At 66.4% G+C, this 26,169-nt stretch carries 21 protein-coding genes, 4 pseudogenes and 1 other annotated feature; of the genes and pseudogenes, 10 read left to right on the top strand and 15 right to left on the bottom strand.

The genetic code is table 11. The features are described from left to right. Positions 1 to 12: 12 nt before the first annotated feature. Positions 13 to 2,130 (top strand): annotated as a pseudogene (locus BLP83_RS19370) (Calx-beta domain-containing protein); the annotation flags it as partial. 36 nt (positions 2,131 to 2,166) lie between these two features. Next, positions 2,167 to 3,612 (top strand): annotated as a pseudogene (locus BLP83_RS19375) (putative Ig domain-containing protein); the annotation flags it as partial. Positions 3,613 to 3,710: 98 nt separating this feature from the next. Here the strand turns inward: BLP83_RS19375 and greB are convergent. Further along, on the bottom strand, positions 3,711 to 4,220 hold the full coding sequence (gene greB, locus BLP83_RS07235) for a transcription elongation factor GreB (protein ID WP_091240645.1): 510 nt from the start codon (positions 4,218 to 4,220) through the stop codon (positions 3,711 to 3,713). Positions 4,221 to 4,340: 120 nt separating this feature from the next. Between greB and BLP83_RS07240 the strand changes: the two genes are divergently transcribed. Both BLP83_RS07240 and BLP83_RS07245 read left to right on the top strand, forming a co-directional pair. Next, a complete protein-coding gene (locus BLP83_RS07240; RefSeq protein ID WP_091240648.1) occupies positions 4,341 to 4,739 on the top strand; it encodes a glutaredoxin in 399 nt (132 codons plus the stop codon). 149 nt (positions 4,740 to 4,888) lie between these two features. Next, the gene (locus tag BLP83_RS07245; protein ID WP_091240650.1) at positions 4,889 to 6,043 is read left to right on the top strand and encodes an esterase/lipase family protein; all 1,155 of its coding nucleotides are present in this window, start codon (positions 4,889 to 4,891) and stop codon (positions 6,041 to 6,043) included. A gap of 145 nt (positions 6,044 to 6,188) precedes the next feature. Here the strand turns inward: BLP83_RS07245 and BLP83_RS07250 are convergent, their stop codons facing one another. Then, positions 6,189 to 6,755, bottom strand: coding sequence for a GNAT family N-acetyltransferase (locus tag BLP83_RS07250; RefSeq protein WP_176764051.1), 567 nt, complete (start codon positions 6,753 to 6,755; stop codon positions 6,189 to 6,191). A 179-nt stretch (positions 6,756 to 6,934) separates the two neighbouring features. On the opposite strand from BLP83_RS07250, the gene tadA reads away from it, so the two are divergent. Then, complete coding sequence (tadA, locus tag BLP83_RS07255; RefSeq protein WP_091240655.1) at positions 6,935 to 7,408, top strand: tRNA adenosine(34) deaminase TadA; 474 nt, start codon at positions 6,935 to 6,937, stop codon at positions 7,406 to 7,408. Continuing rightward, a complete protein-coding gene (gene orn, locus BLP83_RS07260) occupies positions 7,405 to 7,995 on the top strand; it encodes an oligoribonuclease (RefSeq protein ID WP_281187112.1) in 591 nt (196 codons plus the stop codon). The genes tadA and orn overlap by 4 nt, the downstream gene beginning before the upstream one ends. A gap of 10 nt (positions 7,996 to 8,005) precedes the next feature. Here the strand turns inward: orn and BLP83_RS07265 are convergent, their stop codons facing one another. The 3 genes from BLP83_RS07265 to BLP83_RS07275 all read right to left on the bottom strand — a co-directional run bounded on the left by BLP83_RS07265 (position 8,006) and on the right by BLP83_RS07275 (position 11,757). After that, positions 8,006 to 8,830, bottom strand: coding sequence for an HDOD domain-containing protein (locus tag BLP83_RS07265; protein WP_091240660.1), 825 nt, complete (start codon positions 8,828 to 8,830; stop codon positions 8,006 to 8,008). A gap of 40 nt (positions 8,831 to 8,870) precedes the next feature. After that, positions 8,871 to 10,556 (bottom strand): GspE/PulE family protein, encoded by a 1,686-nt coding sequence (locus tag BLP83_RS07270; protein WP_176764052.1) that lies wholly within the window; start codon positions 10,554 to 10,556, stop codon positions 8,871 to 8,873. Between the two features lie 88 nt (positions 10,557 to 10,644). After that, positions 10,645 to 11,757, bottom strand: coding sequence for a hypothetical protein (locus tag BLP83_RS07275; RefSeq protein WP_091240665.1), 1,113 nt, complete (start codon positions 11,755 to 11,757; stop codon positions 10,645 to 10,647). A 300-nt stretch (positions 11,758 to 12,057) separates the two neighbouring features. On the opposite strand from BLP83_RS07275, the gene BLP83_RS07280 reads away from it, so the two are divergent. Next, complete coding sequence (locus tag BLP83_RS07280) at positions 12,058 to 13,860, top strand: acyl-CoA dehydrogenase (RefSeq protein ID WP_091240936.1); 1,803 nt, start codon at positions 12,058 to 12,060, stop codon at positions 13,858 to 13,860. Between the two features lie 106 nt (positions 13,861 to 13,966). Here the strand turns inward: BLP83_RS07280 and BLP83_RS07285 are convergent, their stop codons facing one another. From BLP83_RS07285 to BLP83_RS07295, 3 genes and pseudogenes are all read right to left on the bottom strand, one after another. Then, positions 13,967 to 15,673: an FG-GAP-like repeat-containing protein gene (locus tag BLP83_RS07285; protein ID WP_143006585.1), complete on the bottom strand. Its 1,707-nt coding sequence runs from the start codon at positions 15,671 to 15,673 to the stop codon at positions 13,967 to 13,969. A gap of 189 nt (positions 15,674 to 15,862) precedes the next feature. After that, positions 15,863 to 17,082, bottom strand: a pseudogene (locus tag BLP83_RS07290) (IS3 family transposase). Next, positions 16,688 to 16,804: a sequence feature (AL1L pseudoknot), on the bottom strand. Its footprint overlaps the pseudogene before it by 117 nt. A 147-nt stretch (positions 17,083 to 17,229) precedes the next feature. After that, positions 17,230 to 18,927, bottom strand: a complete 1,698-nt coding sequence (locus BLP83_RS07295; RefSeq protein ID WP_091240671.1) for a TolB-like translocation protein — start codon at positions 18,925 to 18,927, stop codon at positions 17,230 to 17,232. Positions 18,928 to 19,235: 308 nt separating this feature from the next. On the opposite strand from BLP83_RS07295, the gene BLP83_RS18220 reads away from it, so the two are divergent. The 3 genes and pseudogenes from BLP83_RS18220 to BLP83_RS07310 form a co-directional block, all read left to right on the top strand. Continuing rightward, on the top strand, positions 19,236 to 19,712 hold the full coding sequence (locus BLP83_RS18220; protein WP_143006586.1) for a hypothetical protein: 477 nt from the start codon (positions 19,236 to 19,238) through the stop codon (positions 19,710 to 19,712). A 46-nt stretch (positions 19,713 to 19,758) separates the two neighbouring features. Then, positions 19,759 to 20,292, top strand: a complete 534-nt coding sequence (locus tag BLP83_RS07305; protein WP_091240939.1) for a hypothetical protein — start codon at positions 19,759 to 19,761, stop codon at positions 20,290 to 20,292. A gap of 1,566 nt (positions 20,293 to 21,858) precedes the next feature. After that, positions 21,859 to 22,203: pseudogene (locus BLP83_RS07310) on the top strand (integrase core domain-containing protein); the annotation flags it as partial. A 627-nt stretch (positions 22,204 to 22,830) separates the two neighbouring features. On the opposite strand, the gene BLP83_RS19380 reads toward BLP83_RS07310, so the two are convergent. From BLP83_RS19380 to BLP83_RS18235, 7 genes are all read right to left on the bottom strand, one after another. Next, positions 22,831 to 23,130, bottom strand: a complete 300-nt coding sequence (locus BLP83_RS19380; RefSeq protein ID WP_425388975.1) for an ankyrin repeat domain-containing protein — start codon at positions 23,128 to 23,130, stop codon at positions 22,831 to 22,833. A 25-nt stretch (positions 23,131 to 23,155) separates the two neighbouring features. Next, positions 23,156 to 23,425 (bottom strand): hypothetical protein, encoded by a 270-nt coding sequence (locus BLP83_RS07320; RefSeq protein WP_091240682.1) that lies wholly within the window; start codon positions 23,423 to 23,425, stop codon positions 23,156 to 23,158. Positions 23,426 to 23,512: 87 nt separating this feature from the next. Further along, a complete protein-coding gene (locus BLP83_RS07325) occupies positions 23,513 to 23,914 on the bottom strand; it encodes a DUF2750 domain-containing protein (RefSeq protein WP_143006587.1) in 402 nt (133 codons plus the stop codon). Between the two features lie 393 nt (positions 23,915 to 24,307). Then, entirely contained in the window at positions 24,308 to 24,514 is a 207-nt protein-coding gene (locus BLP83_RS18225; RefSeq protein ID WP_143006588.1) for a hypothetical protein, read from the bottom strand. Positions 24,515 to 24,682: 168 nt separating this feature from the next. Next, entirely contained in the window at positions 24,683 to 25,075 is a 393-nt protein-coding gene (locus BLP83_RS18230; RefSeq protein ID WP_143006589.1) for a hypothetical protein, read from the bottom strand. Positions 25,076 to 25,165: 90 nt separating this feature from the next. Next, complete coding sequence (locus BLP83_RS07330; RefSeq protein WP_091240688.1) at positions 25,166 to 25,621, bottom strand: hypothetical protein; 456 nt, start codon at positions 25,619 to 25,621, stop codon at positions 25,166 to 25,168. A gap of 87 nt (positions 25,622 to 25,708) precedes the next feature. Beyond that, positions 25,709 to 26,011 (bottom strand): hypothetical protein, encoded by a 303-nt coding sequence (locus BLP83_RS18235; RefSeq protein WP_143006590.1) that lies wholly within the window; start codon positions 26,009 to 26,011, stop codon positions 25,709 to 25,711. Positions 26,012 to 26,169: the final 158 nt, after the last annotated feature.

A 26,169-nucleotide genomic window follows, 5' to 3' on the forward strand; every position in this document is an offset into this window, starting at 1 on the left:
CCAAGCGTGAGCATCTCGGTGTCGCCAGCCTCGGTCAGTGAAGACGGTGTGACCAACCTGACCTTCACCCTGACCCGCAGTTTGAATCTGTCCTCGCCGACGGTGGTAAACATCAGCGGCTCCGGGACTGCGACCTCGGGGGCGGACTACACCGGTGCGCCGGCCACGGTCACTATTCCGGCAGGCGCCACGACGGCCACCTTCACCATCGACCCGACGGTCGATGGCACGGTCGAGCCCGATGAGACGGTCACCTTCTCGGTTGCCGCCGGTTCTGGCTACACGGTGGGCTCACCGTCAAGCGCCACCGCCACGATCCTCAACGACGACGTGCCCAGCGTCACGATTACGGTGTCCCCTGCCGCTGTCGCGGAAGATGGCGCGTCCAACCTCGTCTACAGGTTCGCCCTGGACCAGTCGGCGTTCTCGTCGACCAGCGTCAACTACACCATCGGCGGCACCGCCACCAATGGCACCGACTATGCGACGATCGCCTCGCCGATGGTTATCCCTGCCGGCGTCATCGCCATCACGATGGAGGTCAATCCCACCGCAGATGCCACCATCGAAGCCGACGAGACCGTCACCCTGACCCTCGCCGCCGGCACCGGCTATACCGTCGGCGTGCCCAACGCCGCCACCGGCACCATCCTCAATGACGATCTGCCGAGCCTGACGGTCAACGATGTCACTCTCAGCGAAGGAAACTCCGGGCTCACGGCTTTCACCTTCACGGTAGCCCTGAGTGCACCCGCCGGCCCGGGCGGCGTCATCTTCGACATCGCCACCGCCGACGGCACGGCCACCGCCGGCGTCGACTACGTTGCGCAAAGCCTGACCAGCCAGACCATTCCGGCCGGGAGCAGCACCTACCTCTTCGTCGTGCAGGCCAACGGCGACACGCTCAACGAGCTTGACGAAACCTTCTTCGTCAACGTCACCAATGTGGTCAATGCGGTTGCGGCTGTCAGCCAGGGCCTCGGCACGATCAACAACGACGATCCGCAGCCCAGCTTGTCGATCGACGATGTGACCGTGGTCGAAGGCGACGGCGGCCAGACCAACGCGTTGTTCTCCGTGAGCCTGAGCGCCGCCAGCGGCCAGGCGGTCACCGTCAACTACGCCACCGCCGACGGCACCGCGACCCAACCCGCGGATTACGTCAATACCTTCGGCACACTGACCTTCGCCCCGGGCACGACCACGCAGCCTCTGATCGTCGCGGTGATCGGCGAGACCGTGCCCGAGGCGAACGAAACCTTCTTCGTGAACCTCAGCGGCGCGACGAACGCCACCATCGCGGACAACCAGGGCGTTGGCACGATCACCAACGACGATGTGCCGGTGACGATCAGCCCGGCCACGCTGCCCAACGGCACGGTGGCAGCGGCCTACAGCCAGACCGTCACGGCCAGCGGCGGCGTCGCACCCTACAGCTTCGCGGTCACGGCGGGTTCGCCGCCTGCCGGTCTCACCCTGTCGCCGGGTGGTGTGCTGAGCGGCACCCCGACCGCGGGCGGAACTTTCAGCTTCACCATCACCGCCACCGACACCAGCCCCTTCCCGGGTCCCTTCGCTGGCAGCCAGGCCTACACGCTGACCATCGCGCCGCCGACCATCGTGCTGCCGGCGGCCACACTGGCGGGCGGTACGCTGGGCGCCCCGTACTCGGCCTCGATCACCGCGGCCTCAGGTGGCACCGCGCCCTATACGTATGCGGTCACGGCAGGCGCATTGCCGGGCGGTTTGACGCTGAACCCCGGCACGGGCGCCATCACCGGAACACCGAGCGCACTGGGCACGTTCAACTTCAGCGTCACGGCGACCGACAGCAGCTCCGGCACCGGTCCGTACACTGCGACCCAGGCCTACTCCATCAGCGTGATCGATGTGCCGCCGGTTGCGGGTAACTCCGCCTTGACCGTGGCCTACAACGCGCCTGCGACGAATGTGCCGCTCACCCTGAGCGGCGGGTCGGCAACGTCCCTCGCCCTCGGCACGCTGCCGACGCGCGGTACCGCTGTCGTGAGCGGAACCACGATCACCTACCAGCCCACCGCGGGCTATGCCGGTGCGGACAGCTTCACCTACACCGCCACCAACAGCGGCGGCACGTCCGCGCCAGCGACGGTGAGCATCACGGTCCAGGATCCGGTGGTGACGATCACGCCGAGTGGCGGTTTCGCCGCCGCGGTCGCCGCGGCCTACACCCAGACCTTCACCTTCAATGGCGGTGCCCAGCCGTGGACGGCCTATCAGGTGGCAAACCTGCCAACGGGCCTGTCGATCACCGCCACGACCGCCAACAGCGTGACGATCTCCGGCACGCCGACCCAGGCGGGCAGCTTCAACCTCAATGTGTCCGCGACCGACAGCAGCACCGGCAACGGGCCGTTCTCGGTGGGTCAGGCCTTCACGCTCACCGTCGGCACCCCGACGCTGACGCTGGACCCGGTGGGTGCCAACCTCAGCGGTGCCTACAACACCGCGTTCACGCAGGTGTTCGCGGCCGCGGGCGGTGTCGGCCCCTACACCTATGCGATCACGGCCGGTGCGCTGCCGGCGGGCCTCAGCCTTTCGGGAGCGACGGTTTCCGGAACGCCCACGGCGTCCGGCAGCTTCAACTTCACCGTGACCGCTACCGATACCGGCAGCACAGGGACGGGCAGTCCGTTCACGGTCAATCGCGCCTATACCCTGGACGTGGCGGCACCGACGATCACGCTGAATCCGGCCACCCTGCCGGCAGCCTCTGCGGCCAGCAGCTACAGCCAGAGCCTGAGTGCGAGCGGTGCGATCGCGCCGTACACGTTCTCCGTCTCGGCCGGGGCGCTGCCCGCGGGCCTCAGCCTGACGTCGGCAGGCGTCCTGTCCGGCACGCCGACGGCGGCGGGTACGTTCAACTTCACCGTGACCGCCAGCGACGCCAACGCCCAGACGGGCAGCCAGGCCTACACGCTCGTCGTGGGTGCGCCCACGCTCACCCTGCAGCCCTCGACTCTGCCCAATGGAACCGGCAGCGCGCCCTACAGCGCGCAGCTCACCGCCACCGGCGGCAACGCGCCCTACAGTTTCTCGCTGTCGGCAGGTGCTCTGCCGCCGGGTGTGACGCTGGCGACGGACGGCGCGATCAGCGGCACACCGACGGCGGCGGGCACCTTCAACTTCACCGCTTCGGTGACTGACAGCACGAGTGGCACGCCGGGCACGGTGACCCGTGCCTACACGGTGGAAGTGCTGGTGCCGACGATCGGCATCTCGACCACCGTGCCGACGATCTGGACCCTCAACCGTCCCTTCAGCCTCCAGCTGCAGGGCAGCGGCGGTGCTTTCCCCTACACCTTTGCTGTGGCCTCCGGGGCCTTGCCGGCGGGCGTCACCCTCAGTCCCTCGGGCCTGCTCTCGGGCATTCCGAACATCGCCGGCAACTACACGTTCACGGTGTCGGTGACGGACGCCAATGGCTTCAACGGCACGCAACAGATCCAGGTGGGGGTCTTCCGCCCGGCCGTCACGGTGCCCGCCAACAGCTTCGGTGGCCTGATCGGTCTGATCCTGCTGATGCTCGGCATGGGCGCCCTGGCGCTGCGCAGCGCGGGCCGCAGCGACTGAGGCAATCCCGGGCGCCGGCCTTCGCGGGCCGGCGCCCCTGCCATCGGGGGGCGAGCTGCGCGCGAGTCGAGTGCGTGGACGCGGCTCGGGGTGCGGGTTCAGTCAGGGGCCTGGTAGCGCACGTCCAGCACGACGAAGCGCACGCGTCCGCCGGGCAGCGGGGCCTCGAACTCGTCGTCGATGCGCTTCTTCAACGCGGCCCGCGCCAGCGGTGAGTCGATGCTGATCCAGCCGCGCGCCGCATCGGTTTCATCCGGGCCGACGATTCGGTAGCGCAGGACCTCGCCGTCCTCGACGCGTTCAAGCTCGATCCATGCGCCGAAGAAGATCGCTTCCGGATCGGCCGGCCGACCTTCGGCCACCTTCAGGGCTTCCAGTCGCTTGCTCAGGTAGCGGACACGCCGGTCGATCTCCCCGAGCTGCTTCTTGCGGTAGGTGTATTCGGCGTTCTCGCTGCGATCGCCCTCGGCGGCGGCGGCGGCCAGCGCCTTGACCACCTCGGGGCGCTTCTCGCGCCAGAGATGGTTCAACTCCGCGCGCAGGGCTTCGAAGCCCTCGCGGGTGATGATCGGCGTGGAGCCGGGGGCAGGGGGGCGCCAGCGGGACATGGGCTCGGTCGAGGGTGTCTGGGCCCGCCATTTTCGCGGGGTCTGCCGCTGCTGTCAGCGTTCCGAAGGCCGGCGATCTGCTGCACACTCGGGCGATGTGCCTCGCCGAGTGACTGCCCCATGCCGCGTCCGATTCTCGATGAATCCCAACTGCACCCCGCGATCCGCGAACGCGTCGCCCGCCTGCACGCCGATCTGCTGGACGAAGTCAGGGCGGCAGCGGCGCATTCGCCCGTGCTGGTCATCGGCATGGCCGGCAACCCCTTCGTCGGGCGCGCGCGCCGCGCGCTCGGACGCGCCGGGGTGGAACACCGTTATCTGGGCTATGGCGGCTACCTCTCGCAGTGGCGCCGCCGCAATGCCCTGAAGATGTGGACGGGCTGGCCGACCTTTCCCATGGTGTTCGTGCGCGGCCAGCTCGTCGGCGGCGCTACCGACCTTGAAGCCCTGATCGCCAACGGCGAGCTCGCAAGTCTGCTGGCCGCGCCGGCGGCGGACGCGGGTGCGCCACGGGTGTAACGAGCGCAGCGCCCACACCCCTCGCTGCGACCGCCATCCGCGTGCGGGTGGAGCAGGGGCCGAGTCTTTGCTCCAGCGCGAGGGCGCAGCCTCTGGCGAGTATCCGCGCGGTGATTCGCCGCGGCTTTCGCGCACAGGCAGGAGCATGCATGACCCAACGCGAGCACGAGCCGACCCGCCCCCTCTGGACCGCCGCCGACCTGCGCGCACTGGCTCTGCTGCTGCACCGTGGCAGCGGAGGGGTGATCGACATCACCGAGGGTCTGCACCAGTCGGTGCGGCGAACCCTGGGCCTGTCCGCCGGCGCCAGCCCCGATCGCTGCGGCGGTCTGAGCGGTCGGGTCTATGCGGCCGTGAGGCACGGCCACGGCCTGTTGGGGCGCGGTCTGGAGCTGATCGCGCGCTATCCGGAGCGCGGACCGCATCCGAGTGCGGCGATGCAGGCCGCGGACCCGCGGCGCCTGGCTTGGCTGGCAGCATTGAATGGCGTTTGCGGAGACCAGCTGGAGCTCATGGAGAGCCCGCTGGCGATCCGGCCAAGCCTGCGGATCGGTTCGGCGCCAGCGGAGGTCGCCCAGGCCCCATCGCATCTGCTGGTGCTGGTCCATGGCCTGTGCATGAACGACCTGCAGTGGAGCGGGCGCGGCGATGCCGGTCACGGCGCCGTGCTGGCCGAGGCCCTGGGCGCGCTGCCGGTCTACTTCCGTTACAACAGCGGTCTTGCGATCGAGCGCAATGGCGGCCTGCTGTCGGAGGCGCTGGAGGGTCTGCTGCGCACGCTGCCGCAGCCGCCGGTGCGTATCAGCCTGATCGGTCACAGCATGGGCGGGCTGGTGGCGCGCAGCGCCGAACTGCAGGCCCGCCAATCCGACCTGCCGTGGCGCCGCGCGCTGCGCGATCTCGTGCTGCTGGGAACGCCCAACGAGGGGGCGCCGCTTGAGCGCATGGGGCGCGCCTTCCAGAGCACGCTCGCGCGGATTCCCTACGCGCAGCACTTCCGTCGAGTGGGCGCGATGCGCAGCCGCGGCATCCTCGATCTTGGCGAGGGCAGGGTGCTGGGCGACGGCTCCGCGCCGCTGGCGACCGATCTGAGCTGCCTCGTGGTGGCCGCGCAGCTGGGCAAACCGGGGACGGGCGCCGCGGCGCGCTGGCTGGGGGATGGTCTGGTGCCGGTGGATAGCGCGCTGGGCGGCACGGCGCTGGGGCGTGCCGCGGATCGTGAGCTGCTCCTTCCCCGCACTGGACATCTGCAGCTCCTGCAGTCCGAGACGGTTCGCCGCGCGCTGATCGATTGGCTGCGTTGAAGCCGGCCAAGCGCGAATGGCTGCCGCCGTCGGCAGGGTGGCGGTGCTCCACGGCGACGCGATCAGTGAACAGCGTCAGCCCGCGTCGAGGCCCCGGCGGGTGACAGTGCGATCGTATCGTCGAGCGGCTCGGCAGAGCGCTCGATCAGCGATCCAGCGCGGCAGCTGCGGTGCCGACCACTTCCCGATCCGTCGCGTCCGCCCGCGTCCAGGCCACTTCCAGCCGCCACAGTTGATGCCCGTCCTCCTGGGTGAACGGCTCGACGCGCGTGAATCCGATCGCTTCCAGCAGCTTCAGCGAGGCGGCGTTGTCGGTCTGGCAAATCGCGAGCAGCGAGGGCAGCCGAAGCTGCTCGCGGGCGAAGTCGAGGCTGGCCTGCGCAGCCTCGCGGGCATAGCCGGCACCCCAGAACTCGGGCAGGAAGGCGAAGCCCAGATCCGGCCCCGGCAGGCTGTCGCGGCGGACCAGTCCGCACAGGCCCATGGGCGTCCGGTCATCGATGCGGCTGATGCGCCAGAGGCCGTAGCCGCACTCGCGATAAAGCCGGCGCGGGCCGTCCTCGATGTAGCGGATCGCATCCTCACGGCTGCGCACGCCGCGGTCGCCGATGTAGCGCAGCCAACCCTCGCTGTTGGTCAGGCGCAGGATGAAGTCGGCATCGTCGGGGTCGAGCTCGTCGAAGCGCAGGCGCGGACTGGTGGGGCAGGGCATGGCGGGATCTCCATCTCTGCGTGCAGGACAGCAGTCGATTGCGAGCGGCGCAAGTCCCGGCATTCACGGCGGGCGCGCGACAGGGGACAATGCGCGTCCGCTGCGCCTGACATCTCCGACCCTTGAGCCACACTCACCTCCACGACGCCAGTATCCCGAGCGACGCCGACATCGCATGGATGCGCGAGGCGCTGGCGCTGGCCGAACAGGCGCGCGACCGGCTGGGCGAAGTGCCGGTCGGCGCGGTGCTGGTGGATGCCTCCGGACAGTGCATCGGCCGCGGCCTGAACCGCACCATCAGCGACCATGACCCCAGCGCGCACGCCGAGATCGTCGCCCTGCGCGAGGCCGGCCGCGCGCAGCACAACTACCGCCTGACCGGCAGCACGCTCTACGTCACCCTGGAGCCTTGCGCGATGTGCGCCATGGCCCTCGTGCATGCGCGCGTGGCGCGCGTGGTCTACGCCGCCGACGACCCCAAGACCGGTGCTGTGGTCAGCGTCTTCGACCTGCTCACCTCGCCGCGCCACAACCATCGCGTCGAGGTCTGCCGCGGTCTGCTGGCCGATGAGGCCAGCGCCCTGCTGCGTGATTTCTTCCGCGCCCGTCGGGCGCGGGCCAAGCCCTCCGAACCCAAGGATCCTTCCGCGTGAATACGCCTGCTGCGTCGCCTGTTCTTCCGCCTGACACTCGCCTGATCTGGATCGACCTGGAAATGACCGGTCTCGACACCGATCGCGACAGCATCATCGAAATCGCCACCCTGGTGACCGACAGCGAGCTCAATGTGCTGGCCGAAGGCCCCGAGATCGCGATCCATCACCCCGTCGAGCGCCTGCAGGCGATGGACGACTGGAATCGGGACACCCACACCCGCTCCGGCCTGTGGCAACGCGTGGTGGAGTCGCAGGTGTCGATGGCCGAGGCCGAGGCGCGCACGATCGAGTTTCTGAAGGCCTGGGTGCCGGCCGGCAAATCGCCGATGTGCGGCAACAGCATCTGTCAGGACCGTCGCTTCCTGGCCCGCGAGATGCCTGCGCTGGAGCGCTGGTTCCACTACCGCAACCTCGACGTGTCGACAGTCAAGGAGCTGGCCAAGCGCTGGGCCCCGCAGGTCGCCCAGGGCCTGAAGAAGAACGGCGCGCACACGGCGCTGTCGGACATCCGCGAGTCGGTGGCCGAGCTGGCCTATTACCGCGGCTTCATGGGCGTGCTGGGCGGGGCGGTGGCGACGGGCTGAGGCCCGCCGCTCAGCCGATCAGGCCTTCGAACTCGGCGGCCAGTTCGCGCGGGCTGGGCATGTCTTCGAGCACGGCCTCATCGAGCTGCAGCGCATCCAGCACCTGTGCCGGCACCGTGCCGGCGATCTCGTCCGGCTCAAGCCCATTTTCGTCGCAGCGGGCGCGCCAGGCGGCGACGTGGATGACCGCCGCGAGGCGGTCGAATTCGGCCAGCTCCAGCGGTTCATTCCAGGCCTTCAGCGCAGCCGGATAGGCATTGGGGAAGCGCCACAGTTCGGCGAGGCGCGCACCCACCTGCGGGAAGCTGTAGCCGAAGGAATGACGCTCGACGTCGCTGCGCCGCGGATCGAAGCCGCCCGCCACACGCGCCACGGCCAGCATCTTCTCCGGCATAGCGGCATGCATCACCAACTGACCGATGGCGTGCATCAGACCGACGGTGAAGGCCTGGTTGGGGTCGACGCCGGCCGGCTTGGCCAGCCAGCGGCCGATCACCGCCGCTTTCAGGCTGTAGCGCCAGAACGCGGCGAGGTCGAGGCCCGGAATCGGCCGGAAGCTGCTGGTGAGGCCCGCGCTGATCACCAGGGTGCGCACGGTCGAGAAGCCCAGCATGCGCAGCGCGTCGTCGATGGTGCCGATCGGCCGCGGCGGGTGGTAATAGGCGGAGTTCGCCAGCCGCAGCAGGCGCGCCGACAGCACCGGGTCGGCCGCGATCTTGGGCGCGAGCTCGCCGATCAGCACGTTGTCGTCGTCGAGGCTGCTGATCAACTCCTGGACCACCTTGGGCACCGTCGGCAGGGCGCTGGCGTGGTCGAAGAGGGCGTCGAACTGCATGCAGGACTCCGGCAGGAAGCGTGGCGACAAGCCCGCGAGTCTAATCCGTACGCACCCGATATGCCTCCGCGAGGGTGATTTCCCCGGATCTTGCGAGTTCCAGCGCCGATTGTGTGATCGAGCGCATTCCACCAGCGAGCGCTGCTTCATGGATGCGATCGGCCTCTGCGCCAGGCACGATCAATCGGCGGATCTCCGGCGTGACTTCCAGCAGCTCGTAGACCGCGCGACGGCCCTTGACGCCGTGGCCTCCGCATTGTGGGCAGCCCCGGCCGCGCTGGAATGTCTCCTGCTCGGCCACCGACAGGGCTTCGCGCATGTGCGCCTCGCCGGCCTCGCGCTCGCGGCAGTGCGGACAGTTCACCTTCACCAGGCGCTGGGCCAACACTGCGAGCAGCGAGCTGCGCAGCAGATAGGACTCGACGCCCAGATCGAGCAGGCGGGTGATCGTGGTCGCCGCGGTATTGGTGTGCAGGGTGCTCAGCAGCAGGTGGCCGGTCAGCGCGGCATCGACCGCGATGCCGGCGGTCTCGCGGTCGCGGATCTCGCCGACCATGATCACGTCAGGGTCGTGGCGCAGCATGTTGCGCAGCGCGCTGGCGAAGGTGAAGTCGGCGGCGCGGTTGACCTGCATCTGCTGCAGGCCGGTGATGTGGTACTCGACCGGGTCTTCCACGGTCAGGATGTTGAGCGCGCGTCGGCGCAGCTCCAGCAGCAGGGCGTAGAGCGTGGTCGACTTGCCGCAGCCGGTTGGCCCGGTGGCGAGGAACATGCCGTGGCTGCGCTCCATCACCCGGCGGATCACCGCGCGGTCCTGCGCGCTGAAGCCGATCCCATCAATGTCCTTCAGGCTGTCGGTGGTGTTGAGCAGACGGATCACCGCCCCCTCGCCCCAGACGGTGGGCATGATCGAAATGCGCATGTCCGGTTTGCGGCCGTCGTCGAGCGTGAGGCTGCAGCGGCCGTCCTGCGGGCGCCGGTGCTCGGCCAGGTTCATCAGGCCGATCACCTTGATGCGGCTGATCAGGGCTGGCGCCAGCGCCGGCAGGAAGCGCCGCACCGGCAGCAGCTCGCCGTCGATGCGGTAGAGCAACTCCAGGCCATCCTCGGCCGGGCGCAGGTGCACGTCCGAGGCGCGCCGGGAAAGCGCATCGACCAGCAGGTCGTGGATGATCCGCACCACACTGCGTTCGCGGGCCAGGCGCTCGTTGTCGCGGTCGCTGGTCTCGCTGGCGCGCAGGCCAGGGTCCAGCCCCAGCTCGTGGACCACGTGGATGTCCTCAATGCGGTCGTAGCTCATCGCCAGCAGCGCGCCCAGCACCTCGCTGTCGGCCAGCAGCGGCACCACACGCTGGCGCGAGAGGAAGTCGAGTTGCTCCAGTGCGGCGGCATCAAGCGGGTTCTCCATCGCCACCGCGATGCGTCCGTTGATGCGCAGCAGCGGCACGGCGCGCAGCTGGCGGGCGCGCGCCGGCGGCACCAGCGCAAGGGTCCCCTCCTCGCCGTCGAGCACCGGCGAGAGCAGCACCGGCAGGCCGAGCTGCTCGGCCTCCTTCAGGCGTGAATCGGTGAGCCTGCTCACTGTCCGAAGGTGCTCGATCGGATGCCGCAGCGCCGTCAACGACCAGTCAGTGCTGCCCTGAGCCGTCGCGGCCACATAGGCCTCGATGTCTTCCAATCCGCCCAGCGCGATCACGCCGTTGGCGCCCTGGAGGGGCGCGTCCACGAATCCCATCACCAGCTTCCCCTGTGCGCAGCCGATGCTGCCAGCCGTGCCAGTCTGCCCACAGTGGTGGACACGCGCTTGACTGCGATCAGACGCTGAGGTCGATCTGCTGCACCACGCCGGCGGTGGCCGCCGTGCTCAGGTAGAGCGAGGTACTGCGCACCTGGCCGAGATCGCTGTTGTTCGCGCCGCGCAGCTCGAAGGCGCTGCTGATCGGGCGCAGGCTGATCGCCGCCACCCCGGCCTCCTCAAGCGTCAGCAGTTGGCTGCCGTTGCGCCGCTCCTCTTCCTCGCGCGAGCGCTTGCCGGTTTCCGGTGCGGTGGGGTCGGGCATCCAGACCCGCAGCCGGCCGAAGATCGTGTCGCCCGAGTCGATCCAGCCGTTGCCGTCGGAATCGAAGGCCAGAAGCTCGCCGAAGCCATCGCCGGTCTTGGCGCCGAACAGCTCGCTGCCGTCGTTGACGCGGCCATCGACGTTGCGGTCGAAGGCGAGGAAGCCGCTGCCCGAGCGCAGCATCGGCAGGGCCTCGGTCTGGCCGTCGGCATCGAGGTCGAACGCGAAGCGCTGATCGCTGAGCTGGGCGGCGCGGCCGTCGAAGTTGATCACCAGCGGGTCCTTGCGCTGGGCGGCAGCGCCGGCCTGCAGGCGCAGCTCGACGGTCTCGCTGTAGGCGCGTTCCATCGACAGGTCGAGCGAGAAGCGGATGCGCGCGCCATCGGCGGTCAGCACCTCGCCCTGCGCGCTGACCGAGGTGCGTTCGTACTCACTGCGGGTGGCGCGGTACTGGTAGTCGAGGCTGAAACCGGGGTCGGACTCGGCGGGCGCGGGGGGCGGGCTTGCCGATGCGCTGGCGGCCGGCTGGGTCGAATCGGTGCCACCCGACGCGTTCAACTGGCTGGCGTCGAAGAGTTTGACCGGCCGCCCGGTGAGCGTCTCGATCAGGCGGATCAGCAGGCTCAGGTTGGGATCGTTGCGCGCGCCCGCTTCATCGGTGGCGGCGACTTCTTCCGGCGCCAGCAGCGGCGACTCTCCAGCGCCGACCTGCAGGGCCAGCTCACGCCCGCGCGCCGACAGCTCGACCTCGGGCCGCGCCTGCGCGGGGGACGGGCCGATCCGCAGATCCAGCCGCTCCTCACGGGTTTCCGTTTGCCGGAATTCGCGCGCGGAAGCGAGCTGCAGTTCGGTGGCGACAATGCGCATGGCCGTGCTCCTCATGAGAGGCGGAACAGGAGTTCCGCTGGTCGGAGTAGCGGCCGGGCCTTCGGAAACTTTAGGGCAACACTGATCAAGTCCATCCTGGCCTTGATCAGTGATCGCGAGTCCGGCACAGGTCCGGACTCGCTTTCGCTGGATCAAGCACTTACCTGCTCGATCCGCGGGCGCGCCCTCCTTGGCGCGCGACAACGCCGAATTCTTCAGCCTTGCCTTGGCCGCGGATTTCGCGGATCCGCGCAGCCGCGCTGCTACGCTTCGGTGCTTGCCTATGCGATGGATGCCTGCATGACTCCGAGCCCCCTGGTCGATTTGCGCAACCAGCACTTCATGCTCCACCAGGTGCTCGACCTGCCGGCCCTGCTGCGCCTGCCGGCCTTCGCCGAGCACGGCGAGGACTCGTTGGCGGCCGTGCTGGACGCCGCCCACGCGCTGGCCGCTGAGGTCTTCCTGCCGCAGGCCGCCGAGGCCGACCGCGAGGAGCCGCGCTTCGTCGAGGGCGAGGTGCTGCTGCCGGCATCGACCCGCGAGGTGACCCGCGCCTATGCCGAGGGCGGCTTCAACGCCGCTGCCGCACCTGTCGAGCACGGTGGCCTGGGCCTGCCCTACACGGTGGCGCTGGCCGCCGACGGCCTGTTCATGGGCGCCAACACCGCCGCGGCGGGCTACGGACTGCTGACCCGCGGTGCGGCGCATCTGCTGCTGGCCCACGGCTCGCCCGAACAGATCCGCCGCTACGCCGAGCCCCTGCTGGCCGGGCGCTTCTTCGGCACGATGTGCCTGTCCGAGCCGCAGGCTGGCAGCTCGCTGGGCGACATCCGCACGCGCGCGATCCCGCAGGCCGACGGCAGCTACCGCCTGGAGGGTCAGAAGATGTGGATCTCCAGCGGCGAGCACACGCTGGGCGAAACCATCATCCACCTCGTACTGGCGCGCATCGAGGGCGCGCCGGCCGGCACCCGCGGCATCAGCCTGTTCGCGGTGCCGCGCAACCACATCGGCGCCGATGGGCAAGTCGGCGAGCGCAACGATGTGCAGCTGGCCGGCCTGAACCACAAGCTGGGGCAGCGCGGCATCGTCAACACGGTGCTGAAGTTCGGCGAGCGCGGCGAGTGCGTGGCCGAGCTGGTCGGCCAGCCGCAGCAGGGCCTGGCGGCGATGTTCCACATGATGAACGAGGCGCGGATCGGCGTCGGCATCGGCGCGGTCATGCTGGCCTACCGCGGCTATCTGTATGCGCTGCAGTACGCCCGCGAGCGTCTGCAGGGGCGGCCGGTGGATAACCGCGACCCGGAATCCAAGCCCGTCGCCATCATCGAGCACGCCGACGTGCGCCGCCTGCTGCTGCGCCAACGCGCCCTGGTCGAAGGTGGCTACGCGCTGTGCCTGTACGCGGCCAGCCTGGTCGACCTGAAAGCGCACGCGGTGAACGAAAGCGAGCGCGAGGAAGCCGGCCGCCTGCTCGACCTGCTGACCCCCATCGTCAAGGGCTGGTGCTCGGAGTTCGGCGTGCAGGCCTCCGACCACGCCATCCAGGTGCTGGGTGGCTACGGCTACACCCGCGAATACCCGGTCGAGCAGCTCTGGCGCGACAACCGCCTGAACCCGATCCACGAGGGCACCAACGGCATCCAGGCCATCGACCTGCTGGCGCGCAAGGCGCTGGCCGATCAGGGCGCGGCCCTGCGCCTGCTCGGCCAGCGCATCGAGGCCACGCTGTCGGCAGCGGCCCTGCACCCCGACTGGATCGAAGCCACGGTGATGCTGCGCGTGCTGACCCAGAAGGTCGGCGTCACCGCCGCCAGCGTCGCCAGCCGCATGCAGCGCGGCGAGGCCGGCCTGGCGCTCGCCAACGCGAGCCACTACCTGCACGCCGCCGGCCACGCCGTGGTCGGCTGGCTGTGGCTGAAGCAGGCGCTCGTCGCGCAGCAGCAGCTCGACGCGGGGCAGGGCGACGCTGACTTCCTGCGCGGCAAGCTGCAGACCTGCCGCTACTTCCTCAAGCAGGAGCTGCCGACGGCGATGCACGCGATCGGTCTGGTGGCTGGCTTCGAGGACTCGTTCTTCGCGATGCGCGGGGAGTGGTTCTGAAGCGATGCAGAATCCGGCGGACCCCGTTCGCAGGTGACCGCAGCCTTTCGGCGTGCCTGCTTATAGGCAAGCACGCCCAGCGGCATCTGCAGCGGAAGCGGCCGACTCAGCGCACCCGCGAGCCTGCTATCGGATAGTCGGCAGCCTGGCCGAACGGGATCGACCAGACGCTCGCGGTGTTGCCGCTTGGGCGGACTTGGAACGCGCTGTCGCCGGGCGTCGAACTGCTCCGCCAGATCCCGTGGTCACTCACTCCGTCGCCGTCGTAGTCGCCGCTGATGCTGGCGTCGCCCGTGATGCCGAATACCACCACCGGCGCCTCCACTCCGGTCTGCGAATCGCGGCTGCGCAACTCGCGGTTGCCGCTGACCGTCCGGCGCACGGTGACATCGGCCCAGGATGAGCCGACGTGACTGCCCGGAATCAGAAAGTCCGTCGCCAAGCCGAGCACGAAGCTCGAGAACTGCGCGCCGGACGATGCGTTGAGCATGCGGAAGCGTGCGTTGGCTGGCGTGGTCGTGTCGGGCTCCTGCACCACCACATCGGCAAGGCCATCGCCGCTGTAGTCAAAGCCGCTGATCGCGAATTGATCGCCGCTCACGCCGGTTCCGGTACCGATCACGCCGACGCTGCCATTGCTGGAACGCAGGTAGCGGAGCTGCAGGGGGCCATCAGGGGAGCCGAAAGGCGGACTGCGGTAGACCGCCAGGTCGTCGATGCCGTCACCATCGTAATCGCCGCTCTGCGTGGGGTCGTCGCCGGTCTGCCCGAAGACCACCTCGCGCACGGCACCGTTGCGGGAGGACAGTCTCACCTGAAAACGGCCACTTTCGTTCGGCCCCGGCGTCCACACCGCAGGGTCGGCGATCCGATCGCCATCCAGGTCGAAGCTGTCGATGAAGTCAGATGTCGCGTTGCCGAGATTGAAGGTGAGCTCGGTCGCGGCCGCTGTTCCGTTGCCGAGATTCTCGCGGATGATCCAGCCAACGGTGCCGCCGTTGCTGCGAGCGATCGCGTAGTCGGTCAGCCCGTCGCCGGTGAAGTCGGCCTGCACCTTGTTGACGCAGTGCGCCGGCGCCAGCGCGCCAAGCGCAAGCTTGGCTTCGGGCGCGAGGGCTGCAGCGGCTTCGAAGCCGTTGGCGAATATGGACGGGCCCTGCATGTCCAGCGTCAGGGTGCTGGTGTCGATCGTGCCGACATCGCCGTTGACCGCATCGGTCACCACCAGTGTCCATGTCCCGTTGACCTCGGCCGCCGTCAGGCCACCGAACACCCCGCGCAGCGAGGTCGGGCAGCCGCCCGCGTTGGATCGGCCCGAAGCGCCCCGCGAGGTGGTGCGATAAGTCCCCGAGCCGAGGGTCCCGTTGGTATCGATCGCGGTCAGTGCGGGCACCAAGTCAGGGCGACCGAGGTCGCTGAAGGCATAGGTGCCGCCAAAGTTGGAGCTGTCGCCAAAAGTGGACACGCGCCCAGCACCCGGACGACCGAAGATCACCAAGCGTGCCGTCCCGCCCGGAGATATCAGGGTCGCGGTCAAGTCGCCCGCAAAGGTGTGGCTCAGGTTGGTGGTCAACTCGACGCCCCTCAGCGTGCCCACCAGGCCCGAAACCGCGAAGGTGACGACGCGACCGTTGACGACATCGTTGTCCGGAATGGCGCCGGTGTTGCCCCCGGGGAAACTCACCGGCACCGCGACGACGGTGCTTGCCGCAAGTCCGAAAGCCACTCCCAGCACAATGTTCAACGGGCGCATGGAACGTCTCCCATGAGGGCGCGGTCGCGGATGCCGGGCCGACCCCGGTCGCCCGCGCACGCCCGATCATACGCCGCCGGAAATGGCAGGTAAGGGCCTCGTTGGGGCCGCCGGCTGACCCGCACTCGGCAAGGGCGGTCCGCTGCGGAGCCCCTTCCTTGGAGAGGCCTGACCAAAGACGAGGTGTGCTGGGGTGCTCCCGTGGGGAGTGAACCGCCCCGGGGAATCCCGGAGACTCCTTGGTGTGAGTCAGGCCGCCTTGCCCATCTCACTGGGTTGCTGATAGCAGGCCGCTTTGGCTTCCACCGGCGGGACGTACCCGATGGGTCCGAGCAGGCGCTTGTGGTCGTATCAGTGCTGCCACTTGAGCGTAGCCAGCTCAACGGCTTCCAGGTTCGGCCGGCTCTGTCGTTCGATGACCTCGGTCTTGAACAGGCCGATGATCGATTCGACCATCGCGTTGTCGCAGGAGTCGCCCACGCTGCCCACCGACGACTCGATGTCCGCCTCGGCCCGTCGCTCGCTGTAGCGCATCGAGACGTACCGTACGGCGCGATCGCTGTGGTGGATCAGGCCACCTTGGGTCGGCTTGCCCGCCCACGGCGCCTGTTCAAGGGCGTCGAGCACAAAGTCCGTCCTGGCCGAGCGCGATACCTTCCAACCGACGATGCGGCGGGCGTAGACGTCGATCACGAAGGCGACATGGACGAAGCCCTGCCAGGTCGAAACGTAGGTGAAGTCGGCGATCCACAGCGGGTTCGGCCGCTCGGCGCGGAACTGCCGGTTGCCTTAGTCCTGCGGGCACGGCTGAGCCTTGTCGCTGACCGTGGTCCGCGTGCCCGTGCCGCGGACGATGCCGGCAAGGCCGAGTCGACGCATCAGCCGCTCGACCGTGCAGCGCGCCACGCGATAGCCCTCGCGCACCCGCTGGCGCCAGACCTTGCGCGCGCCGTAGACGCCGAAGTTCTCCTCCCAGATCCGTAGGATCTCCGCGCACGGCGCCTCATCCCGCAGCGACCGGTTCGATCTCAGATCCGGGTCGGTGCGCTTGGCGCGGTGGTCCTAGCAGGTCGACTTAGCGATCTCCAACTGCCGGCAGATCGGCTCGACTCCGTACGCGTCGCGGTGTTCGTTGATGGACGCCGTCATTGTTTGAAACGGCGGTCGAGCTCTGCCTGGGCAAAATTGGCGCAGGCTTTGCGCAGGATCTCGTTCGCCTGCCGCAGCTCGCGCACCTCGCGCTCCAGTTGCTTGATCCGATGGGCCTCGTCGGTCGTGGTGCCGGGCCGCTTGCCAGCATCGTGCTCAGCCTGCCGAACCCAGCGCCGCAGCGTCTCGGCCGTGCATCCGATCTTGGCTGCCACCGAACTGATCGCAGCCTATTGGGAGCCATGCCCGTTCTGGTGTTCAAGAACCGGACGAACCGCCTGCTCGCGTGTCTCGGGGGAGTAGTTTTCCGACTTTCTCATCGCTCGATCCTCGCAAAGGAAGGAGCCTCCGGAAAAGCCGGGGCGGTTCAGGGCCTGCCGCTGGTGTTGGTGAGGCAGCGGCAGGGCAGAGCACGCGCCTCGCAAGACAATGCCCCGGCATCACCGCACCGGTCGAGCGGCCTGCCTCTACTCGAAGCCGTTCTCGAAGATCTGTCCCGGTTGCCAGGCGCCGACATTGGTGACGCTGAAGATCTCGATCACGTCATCGGTGTCCTGGTCGCCGCGGTAGACCACGGTGTTGCTGTCGGGCGCGATCTCGAAGCTGAAGATGTTGCCTCCGCTCACCACCGGCGCGTTCAGCTTCTCCGCCGAACCGCCGAGTAGGGGGATGCGGTAAAGCTCGAGGGTGCCGGGTGTGTCCTGATCGGCGGTGTAGAGCACCCATTGATTGTCCGGACTGATACTGAAGTCGCTCAGGCCGCTGCCTTCGGCGAAGCCTGTGGCCAGCGTCTGCACCGGTCCACCGTCGATCGGCGCGCTGAACAGTCCGTTGGGCGGAGAGCTGTCTCCCTGGGGCGAAGCGCTGGCCTTGCTAGGTCTCGGCGCAATCGCGCCGCGGGGGAAGGTGGTGTAGACCACCAAGCTGCCGTCATGGCTGAGCTGGAAGGACAAGACTTCGTCCGTGCTGGGTAGCGGTGCGTTGAGTCGTGTCACCGGGCCGCCCACCGTTGGCACGCTGAACAACTCGTTGGGCTCTGATTCGCTGAAGGTCTGGTACACGACGGTGCTGCCGTCGGCGCTGATCTCATACAACGAATCAACAATCTGTCCGGGCAGCAGAGGCGGGTTGAGTCGGGTGACGGTGCCCCCTTCGATCGGCACGCTGTACAGCTCGACCTCATCGTTGGTGTCCTGATCCGCGGTGTAGACCACCCGGCTTCCATCCGGCGAGATCATGCGGTAGCGCTCGAAGCCGAGGAAGTTGATCCGGCCCCCGTCGACCAGCGGTGGCGTGAGCCGCGTGGCGGGGCCACCCTGCGCCGGGACGCTGTACAACGCCCGCCTGCCCAGGGTCCCTTCGGTCACGGCGAAGACCACCGTACTGCCGTCCGGACTGAATTCGAAGTTCTCGTCTCCGACATCGGCGTCGCTGGGCAGGGGCGGGTTGAGCTTGGTGACGCTGCCGCCGCCAATCGGCACGCTGAAGAGCTCGAACACGTCGTGCGTGTCCTGATCGGCGCGGTAGATCACCGTGCTGCCGTCGGGGCTGATGCGTCCCGAGCCGACGCTGTTGCCGCCGGGGGTCATGGGCGCATTGAGGCGCGTCACGCTGCCGCCCGCGACGGGCACGCTGTACATCTCGCGAACGTTGTCGGTGTCCTGGTCGGCGTTGTAGACCACCGTGCTGCCATCCGGACTCAGTTGGAAGGAGAACACGATGCCGCCCGCAGGCAGGGGCCGGTTGAGGCGTACCGGGGGTCCGCCCCCGACCGGCACGCTGAACAGGTTTCCGTTGGCACGAAAGACCGCCGCGGCGCTGTCGGCCGTGATCCGGGTGATGACGCTGAAGACGCCGCTGCCTCCGACCGGTGGATTGAGCTTGATCGGTGTGCTGCCGCCACCGATCGGAACGCTGAAGAGCTCGGTCCGGCCATCGATGTCCTGATCTGCCGCATACAGGACGGTGCGTCCGTCCGGGCTGATGATCGGGAAGCTGACGTCTCCGCCCTCGGTCAGCGGAGCGTTGAGCTTGATCGGCGGATCCGCGGCGAGGCCGAGCGCGGGCAGCAAGGCCAGCGCGCCCACGCACAATCCGACCCGCGATGCCCGGGCCAGAACGAGTCGGCGTGGCATCGACGCCGGGCGAAGGTGGATGGCATGCATGGCGACTCCCTCCTGAGGAAAACACGAGGGTGACGCGCGCTGACGCGGATGACACCTGCGCCAGGCGAGTCATCGGCCCTGTCGAAAGTGGGTGTTGCTGGACTGCGGGGCATGCAGGGCCGTTGCCAAGTCAGGGCGCAGAGCACATTCTCGGGCTGGCCTCAGGGGAGCTGACCGTCAACCCAGATTGCGCAGTCAATCGTCTCCCAGAAGTGCACCCTGACTGCTGTTCTTGCTGTTCTTGCTCGGAACCTCCTCAACCCGGAAGAAGTGAACCTGACCCCGTTCTTAGCCTCAACCCGGAAGAAGTGAACCTGACCCCGTTCTTAGGCTATCGCTACATCGAGCTGAACCCGGTACGCGCGGGCAGGGTGCCGGGGGCCCGCGAGTACCCTTGGTCCAGCCACGCCCGCAATGCCTACGGCAGCCACGATCCGGGCGTCACCCCACATGTCGCGTACCTGCGACTCGGCAGCACCGACGACGAACGCCCACGCGCCTACCGGCAACTCATCGCAGAAGCCCTCGACCCCCAGGACACTGCCGACCTGCGCGCCCACACCCAACAGCAACGCGTCTGGGGGAGTGACCGTTTGCGCGCGCAGATCGAAGCCCTCACCCAGCGCGCCACCACAGTCCGTCCCCGCGGCCGCCCCAGATCACCCGAAAATGACCCTGGCCCCATTGATCCGGTGGCGTGGGGCAGGGAGCATGTGGCAAAACAAGACCCCCCGCGCGGATCTTGCTGGGTTCTGAAACGGAAGCTCCATCCGCGCAGCCGCTGAGTTCCCTATTTCCTTGCCTACAGTGCCCATCGAAAACGGAGCCTTTGTGCGATTGATTCTGCCCCCCTTCCTAAGCCTGGCCGCGCTTGGATTCCTTGCGAGCCTCGCCACTCACCTGCTTGCTTTGGCGGGCAGTCTGCCGCCGGGCGGAAACAGCGTGTTCGGGCTTCACATCGGCATCTTCGTGCTCTGGGGTCCTGTGGTCCTGCTGGCCCTTCGAATCAATTGGGGACAGCGATCCCAGGGTGCCTGGAGAAACGTGCTGGCAGGCTGTCCCACGTGGATGCGCTATGTGACGGCGGGTCTGTTTGTCTATGCCATCGTCAACTTCTTCCTTGCTTTCACTGAAGTCGACGCGCGGCCCAGTGGCGACGACGCCCTCTCGTCCGCAGTCCTGCGAGGCTTCTCGGGGCACTGGATGCTCTTCTACGGCGTCGCCTTTGCCGTTCTGTATTCGGTGTACCGCAAACCGGAGCTGGTTCGACGGGCTCGATGCGCAAACGGACACGCGCTCGCGGCCGACGATCGCATTTGCGCCACCTGCGGCGTTGCGATCCCCGGCCCGAGAGCCCGCGGTTGAGCGTACTTGCCGCCTTGCGCTTCTCAGCGCTTCAAGAACGGCGTCCCAAAAAGGGCTCACGGTGGGCCTTAAGAGCCATCCCGCAGGGGATCTGGCAGCCACCAGGGAATGCGCACTTGACTGCCTCCATAGATTGCACTCTCATCCCTGTTCTTGTTTTTGTGGTCGCCCAAGCTCAAGGGAGAAGTGAACCTGACCCCCTTTTCCACCCCCTTTTCGGAGTGATACTAGAGTGGCACTCGCTGTGCCGCAAGCCAGACACCCAACGCCACCGAAGCTGCCGCCTTGGCGGTGGAGCGATGCGGTGAGCCACAGCGTGGCCGCAGCATTCTCGGCACGTCCGACGGAAGCCGAAGGAGGCTCTGGCTCAGAGAACTTGGGGCCCGCTGCAGCCCGCCATCGATGCCGCGGCCGCGAGTACCAGCGCATCCTCTACGCGCCACCTACACGGAAGCCGCAAACCTCGACCACCTGCGCCAGCGCGGGCTAGCACCCAAGCGTGCGGCGGCCATGCGAAAGTTCATGCTGGGGCACAAAGTGAACCTGACCCCGTTCTTGCAGACCCCGTTCTTGCAAACGGACACGCGCTCGCGCCCGACGATCGCTTTTGAGCCACCTGCGGCTTTGCGATCACCGGCCCGAGAGCCCGCGGCTGAGCGTACTTGCCGCCTTGCGCTTCTCAGCGCTTCAAGAACGGCGTCCCCAAAAGGGTTCAGGGTGGACCTTAAGCGCCGTCCCGCAGGGGATCTGGCAGCCACCAAAGAATGCGCACTTGACTGCCTCCATAGATTGCACTCTCATCCCTGTTCTCGCTTTTTGTGGTCGCCCAAGCTTAAGGGAGAAGTGAACCTGACCCCCCTTCTTGCAGCGTCTTGTGGGGGCTGTCGACAACAGCAACGAGGGAACAGCACATGGAACGCCCGGGGTTCGCCCGAGATGGCTCGACCGCGAGAAGGGGTGCAGTCATTGTCTCTGCTCTTGCTATTTCCCTGAGATATGGCAGTGCCTTTGCCATCGCACCCATCGAAGGAGCCATAGAGCGTGTGGAAGTCCGATATTCCGGCGGCGATCGAATTGCGATCGGGTGCGACGAAAGGGGGTGTGTGATTTCGGTTAGGGTAGCCGGACGACGGTATAGATTCGATTTCCCGGAGGGTGCAGCAGGCTCCGCTCTGCTTCCAAAGCAGCTTGTCCTGTTTTCGAGAAGCCATGCTCCGGCTACGTTCTCCTTCCAGGTTGAGAGCGATTGTTCTGCTTTCCCTGAGAGTGCGACGCCCAGTTATTGCATCATCAACTTTCTGGTTGAGGATGGCGTCATAACGCGCACGAGCGAATGGCAATCCTCGCTGGGCAAAACGCTTAACTCCACCAGGGCGGTTGACCTCCAGTGAGTACAGTCTGCAACGCTAGCGTCCAAAACGCAGGTCAAAACGTGGGTCGGAGTACGTTTTCGCAGCAAGCGTGGAGCGGATTTGACAGCCAAAAGTGAACCTGACCCCATTCTTCGCATGTGGCAAAACAAGACCTGACCCCGGATTTTCTTGACCCCGGATTTTCTGACCCCGGATTTTCCGCACCGCCAAGTATCGACCGGGATTCCCCGTGGAGGGCTTTGCCGACCTCGCCGCCGCACGCCGCTGGGCCGCGCAGTTCGTTGCTTGGTACAACGAAGAGCACCGCCACAGCGGCCTGCGCTACGTCACGCCAGCGGAGCGACACGCGGGCAAAGACCCTCACATCCTCGCGCGGCGCCACGCCCTCTATCAGACCGCGCGTCAACGCAATCCACAGCGCTGGCGTCGCAATACCCGCAACTGGAAGCCGATCGGCCCGATCACCCTCAACCCCGAGCGCGACTGCCTCGCGGGCAAGGCTCAACCGGAGGCGGAAAGTAAGCGAAAAGCGGCATGAACTAGGCGGCAACTAGCTTGACATGCACCGCCTCTGTGGCAGCGTCACCGAGGGCGAAGCTCTTATCAAGCAGTTTCTAGTGCAGAGCAGTTAACGCTGTCCCGCCAAATCGGGGAAAGTGCACTCTGACCCCTGTTTTGGATCCGCGATGCCCGGGCCAGAACGCGTCGGCGTGGCATCGACGCCGGGCGAGGGTGGATGGCATGCATGGCGACTCCCTCCTGAGTAAAACACGAGGGTGACGCGCGCTGTCGCAGATGACACCTGCGCCAGGCGAGTCATCGGCCCTGTCGAAAGTGGGTGGAGCTGGACTGCGGGGCATGCAGGGCCGTTGCCAAGTCAGGGCGCAGAGCACATTCCCGGGCTGGCCTCAGGGGAGCTGACCGTCAACCCATATTGCGCAGTCAATCGTCTCCCAGAAGTGCACTCTTACCCTGTTCCTACTGTTCCTACTGATCCTGCTGTTCTTGCTCGGAACCTCCTCTACCCGGAAGAAGTGAACCTGACCCCGTTCCTAGCAGCTCTACGCCATCAACTGAACAATCGGGCAGTCGCCCGGCCGACGGCCGTATGCGGAGCTACGCAAGCAGTGCAAGTCGTCGGCGCGAAGGTGGCGGGCGAAAGGTGCTACAAAGCTAGACCTGACCCCGGACTCTTGGCTGCGTGAAAGAGCGCTGTGCGTAGCCGGATGTCTCCAGTTTCGAGAGCGGCGCCATGATCCAGTAGAACGCGCGCAACGCCTACGTGCCCCTTGCGGCCCGCCCAGATCAAGCCGGTGAGATGATTGGAGTCGCGCTGCTTCGGGTCTACGCCGCTCGCGAGGAAACTCGCGACCGCTTCATGCTTGCCGGTGCTGCAGGCGTTGAAGAACTTGGCAAGGGTCACATCAAGGTCTAACGCCTGAGTTAAGCCGCGTGCCGGAGGCACGTCGGCTTGAATGACCAGTTAGGGCTCATTTGTCGGAGATGGTGACAGGGCCAAAAGCCCCAGTCACGGCCTCGACGAACAAGCCCAGGAAGTGAAAGTAGGCGCCCCCGCGAACTGACGTGAAGCCTTGCGGAATAATGGCCACATCAAACGAGAAATCCGCTTCTCCCGGTAGCGCCGTAAACACGTAGAAATGATCCGCCCGTTTCTCCAAAGTCGCGTTGCCACTAAGTGACTCAAGGAACGCCTGGAGCTGGTCAGGGCTTTCGAATGCGAAGTTGAAATCTTGCTGCACGGCAATGAGCCCTAACGTTTGACATGAGGGGTGGCTTGACGGCGCAGCCGGCAAGACATCCCCTCGATGGAATGGTTAGACGTCATTTCACTCGATCCTTGCCAGCTCTTCGCGGAGATCACCCTCGAACTGCGCGGCTGACACCAGGACTACGGCGCCCGAAGGAGTTGGAAAGACGGCCAGGCTAGCTTTCTGCTCGACAAGCGATCGGAGAACGCCGTCCATGAAGGCGTGAACCTCGATCGGCTCGGGAGAGTAGGTAGACCAATCTCCGCCCACGCATACCCTGGCGTACTCGGAATGAGGCCATATAGCGAATGCAGGACTTCCGCGTTCGTCCGCCGCAGAGGCCCAGCCGCCTTCATCACGCAAACCCCAGACCTGCTGCCAGTCGGCAACTTGCTTTACGGTGTGCGCGTATCGCTTTGGCCCCGCCAGCGCTAAGACTGCCTGAAGCTCTTTCTGCCCGAGTGCTCGCTTGGTCTGCATGACGTCCAACACCTGAGTTAAGCCGCGCCGCGAAGCGGCGTCGGCTTGGACGAATTGTTAGGGCTCACCGGATGAACTCTGCGACCACTGCCGGCGACAGGAGTCGCTTGATGATCCACCCGAACAGCACCGAGAAGCCGACTGCGAAAAGAACGCTAACCACTGCCATGGCAATGAAGAAGGGCCCATATCCGGCCCGCCTTGGCTCGCCGCCGAAAACTGCTCCCGCATGGACGAGAACATGGAGAACTGAAGGGCGAGGCCTCCAGCCTGCCAAAGAATCGCGAGCGAGAGGAGGCCGATGAAGCTCTGGCGGGCCCAATTGCGGCGCCTAAGCAGGCCGATGGAGCTGGCCAGCGTGAAGGCAGAGATCAGCAAGAACGCTAGGAAGAATCATTGAAAGTGGGTGGCCATAAACGCAGCAAAGGGCGGAGCTCCCGGCGGCGGTGCCTGCATGGCTTGGGACACATCGGGGCTGCGAAACACGGTTTGAACCATGATGTTTTGCAGAAGGGTAATCACAGTGCCGAAGCCCGAGAGGGCAATGAAGATCCAGGCGACGACGGTGACGAACGTGGATTGCTTTGGATCTTGAGACACGGCGTTTCCCCTGATAGTTTACAGTTGAGCCCTAACGTAGAGCTAACCGGGCCGCGGAGGGATGGCGCCCTGGCCGTGCGGCCGATGATGAACCAAGGCGGTCGCACGGCCAGGGTGCCATGCCGTAGCGGCTCCGGTTGAGCGACATGTTAGGCAGCGCCTTGCTGTTCACTCGCTTCCCTTGCGACTCGGCGGATCCGACGGAAGCGGGGGCCACGAGTTCGTTTCGGTCATGTACACGTTGGTCTCGACCGTTTCGATCATGGATTCCGCCTGTTGCTCGGCGGTTGTGCCGTCAAGGTGATGCCATGGGATGAGGGTGTGCCAAGTGCGTCTGTACTTCTCAGCCCGATAGGAGACCGCGGCCGTCTTGGAGTTCAGGTTAGCTGCGAGGCCTTCTGCGGTAGCAGTAGCGAGGATTTCGCGCACCAGCTGTGGCTTGTTGCTGGCCAACTCCACGGCAATTTCTAGTGCGTTAACAAGAAGTGCTTCGTACCGCACGGCTAGGGACGCAATTCGGGCAGGGTTGTCCCGCTTTGTGATTCGTCGGAAGGTGGCCATTGCGCTGCCTAACGTTGGACGTAACGGGCGCCGGAGCGCAGCGGAGGGACCCAAAATGCGCAGCATTTTGGCGTCCCGTTGACGGACTTGTTAGAGCGCGGCTGCTTGGCGGATAGCGCTTCCATACGCCCCTCGTTCAAAGAGTAGAGGTCCAAACCCTTCGATGATGCGAGGTTCTTCGTACCCGTTCTCGTATGCGAACGATTCCCACATGTAGCCAAATGGACCTTCTGAAATCCGCGCGGCATAGGCACCGCAGCCGATATCGCCGCACTCAGGACAGATATAGAGAAGAACACGCCCGCTAGCGGTTTTTGGCTGCCCTTCCACGAGCAGTGCAGCGGCAGTTTGGTTGTTTTGCTCGTGGCAACCCTTTACGAAGCAACCCATGAAATCAGCGTGCCCACCGTCGATATTCACGAGGGTTTGTAGCAAGGACTGACCATCAACTAGAAAATCCGCGGAGTATCTATCGGCGACGATGCAACCATTCGTGCTACTGCCTTGGCGATGCAACGTTTGGTGGCTGAGGGTGGAAATTTTCATGCGCTCTAACGTCGTGTTAAGCCGCCGCGCACGCGCGGACTGGCAATCTGAGAAAGCGACGGTTGCGCGGTCGGCTTGAACACGTAGTTAGACATCATCAGGCCACTGCGCGCGTGCGGCATAGAAGAAGTGACAGTTGAGCGACGCCAGCCCTTGAAGCTCCGCGCGCGTGAACTCTTCGTTACATTGACCTGCACACGTGCGAAGCATGTGCAGCACGAAGTTCGATGCACCAGCAGCACGAAAAGCTGGCAGCAACTGGAGCAGGTGATCAAACGCAACTTCGTACTGACTTTGATCTCGCGCCTCCGGAAGATTGTCCGGAACGCGATAGATCGCGCCACCATACTCAACTACATCGCCGCTTCTTCCACCGAAGGTGGCCTTCATTCCGGGCTCGAACGACTTAGCTAGTACCAAGCCAGTTTCGCTGGGTCGGAAGGCAGGGCCCGTGGCTTGAAACAACAATGTTCGCCATTGATCCATATGAGGTCTAACGTTTGACATGAGCGGTGGCCTGACGGCGCAGCCGGCAGGACATCCGCTCG

The sequence above is a fragment of the Aquimonas voraii genome, from assembly GCF_900101825.1.
In the GTDB taxonomy this organism is placed as follows: domain Bacteria; phylum Pseudomonadota; class Gammaproteobacteria; order Xanthomonadales; family Xanthomonadaceae; genus Aquimonas; species Aquimonas voraii.

Coding starts and splice junctions, on each gene's coding strand:
- greB (WP_091240645.1), bottom strand. CDS start 4,220: ATGTCCCGCTGGCGCCCCCCTGCCCCCGGCTCCACGCCGATCATCACC.
- BLP83_RS07250 (WP_176764051.1), bottom strand. CDS start 6,755: ATGCCCTGCCCCACCAGTCCGCGCCTGCGCTTCGACGAGCTCGACCCC.
- BLP83_RS18230 (WP_143006589.1), bottom strand. CDS start 25,075: ATGGCCACCTTCCGACGAATCACAAAGCGGGACAACCCTGCCCGAATT.
- BLP83_RS07275 (WP_091240665.1), bottom strand. CDS start 11,757: ATGCGCATTGTCGCCACCGAACTGCAGCTCGCTTCCGCGCGCGAATTC.
- BLP83_RS07280 (WP_091240936.1), top strand. CDS start 12,058: ATGACTCCGAGCCCCCTGGTCGATTTGCGCAACCAGCACTTCATGCTC.
- BLP83_RS07265 (WP_091240660.1), bottom strand. CDS start 8,830: ATGCAGTTCGACGCCCTCTTCGACCACGCCAGCGCCCTGCCGACGGTG.
- BLP83_RS07245 (WP_091240650.1), top strand. CDS start 4,889: ATGACCCAACGCGAGCACGAGCCGACCCGCCCCCTCTGGACCGCCGCC.
- tadA (WP_091240655.1), top strand. CDS start 6,935: ATGCGCGAGGCGCTGGCGCTGGCCGAACAGGCGCGCGACCGGCTGGGC.
- BLP83_RS07325 (WP_143006587.1), bottom strand. CDS start 23,914: ATGCAGACCAAGCGAGCACTCGGGCAGAAAGAGCTTCAGGCAGTCTTA.
- BLP83_RS07330 (WP_091240688.1), bottom strand. CDS start 25,621: ATGAAAATTTCCACCCTCAGCCACCAAACGTTGCATCGCCAAGGCAGT.
- BLP83_RS07240 (WP_091240648.1), top strand. CDS start 4,341: ATGCCGCGTCCGATTCTCGATGAATCCCAACTGCACCCCGCGATCCGC.
- BLP83_RS18235 (WP_143006590.1), bottom strand. CDS start 26,011: ATGAAGGCCACCTTCGGTGGAAGAAGCGGCGATGTAGTTGAGTATGGT.
- BLP83_RS07295 (WP_091240671.1), bottom strand. CDS start 18,927: ATGCATGCCATCCACCTTCGCCCGGCGTCGATGCCACGCCGACTCGTT.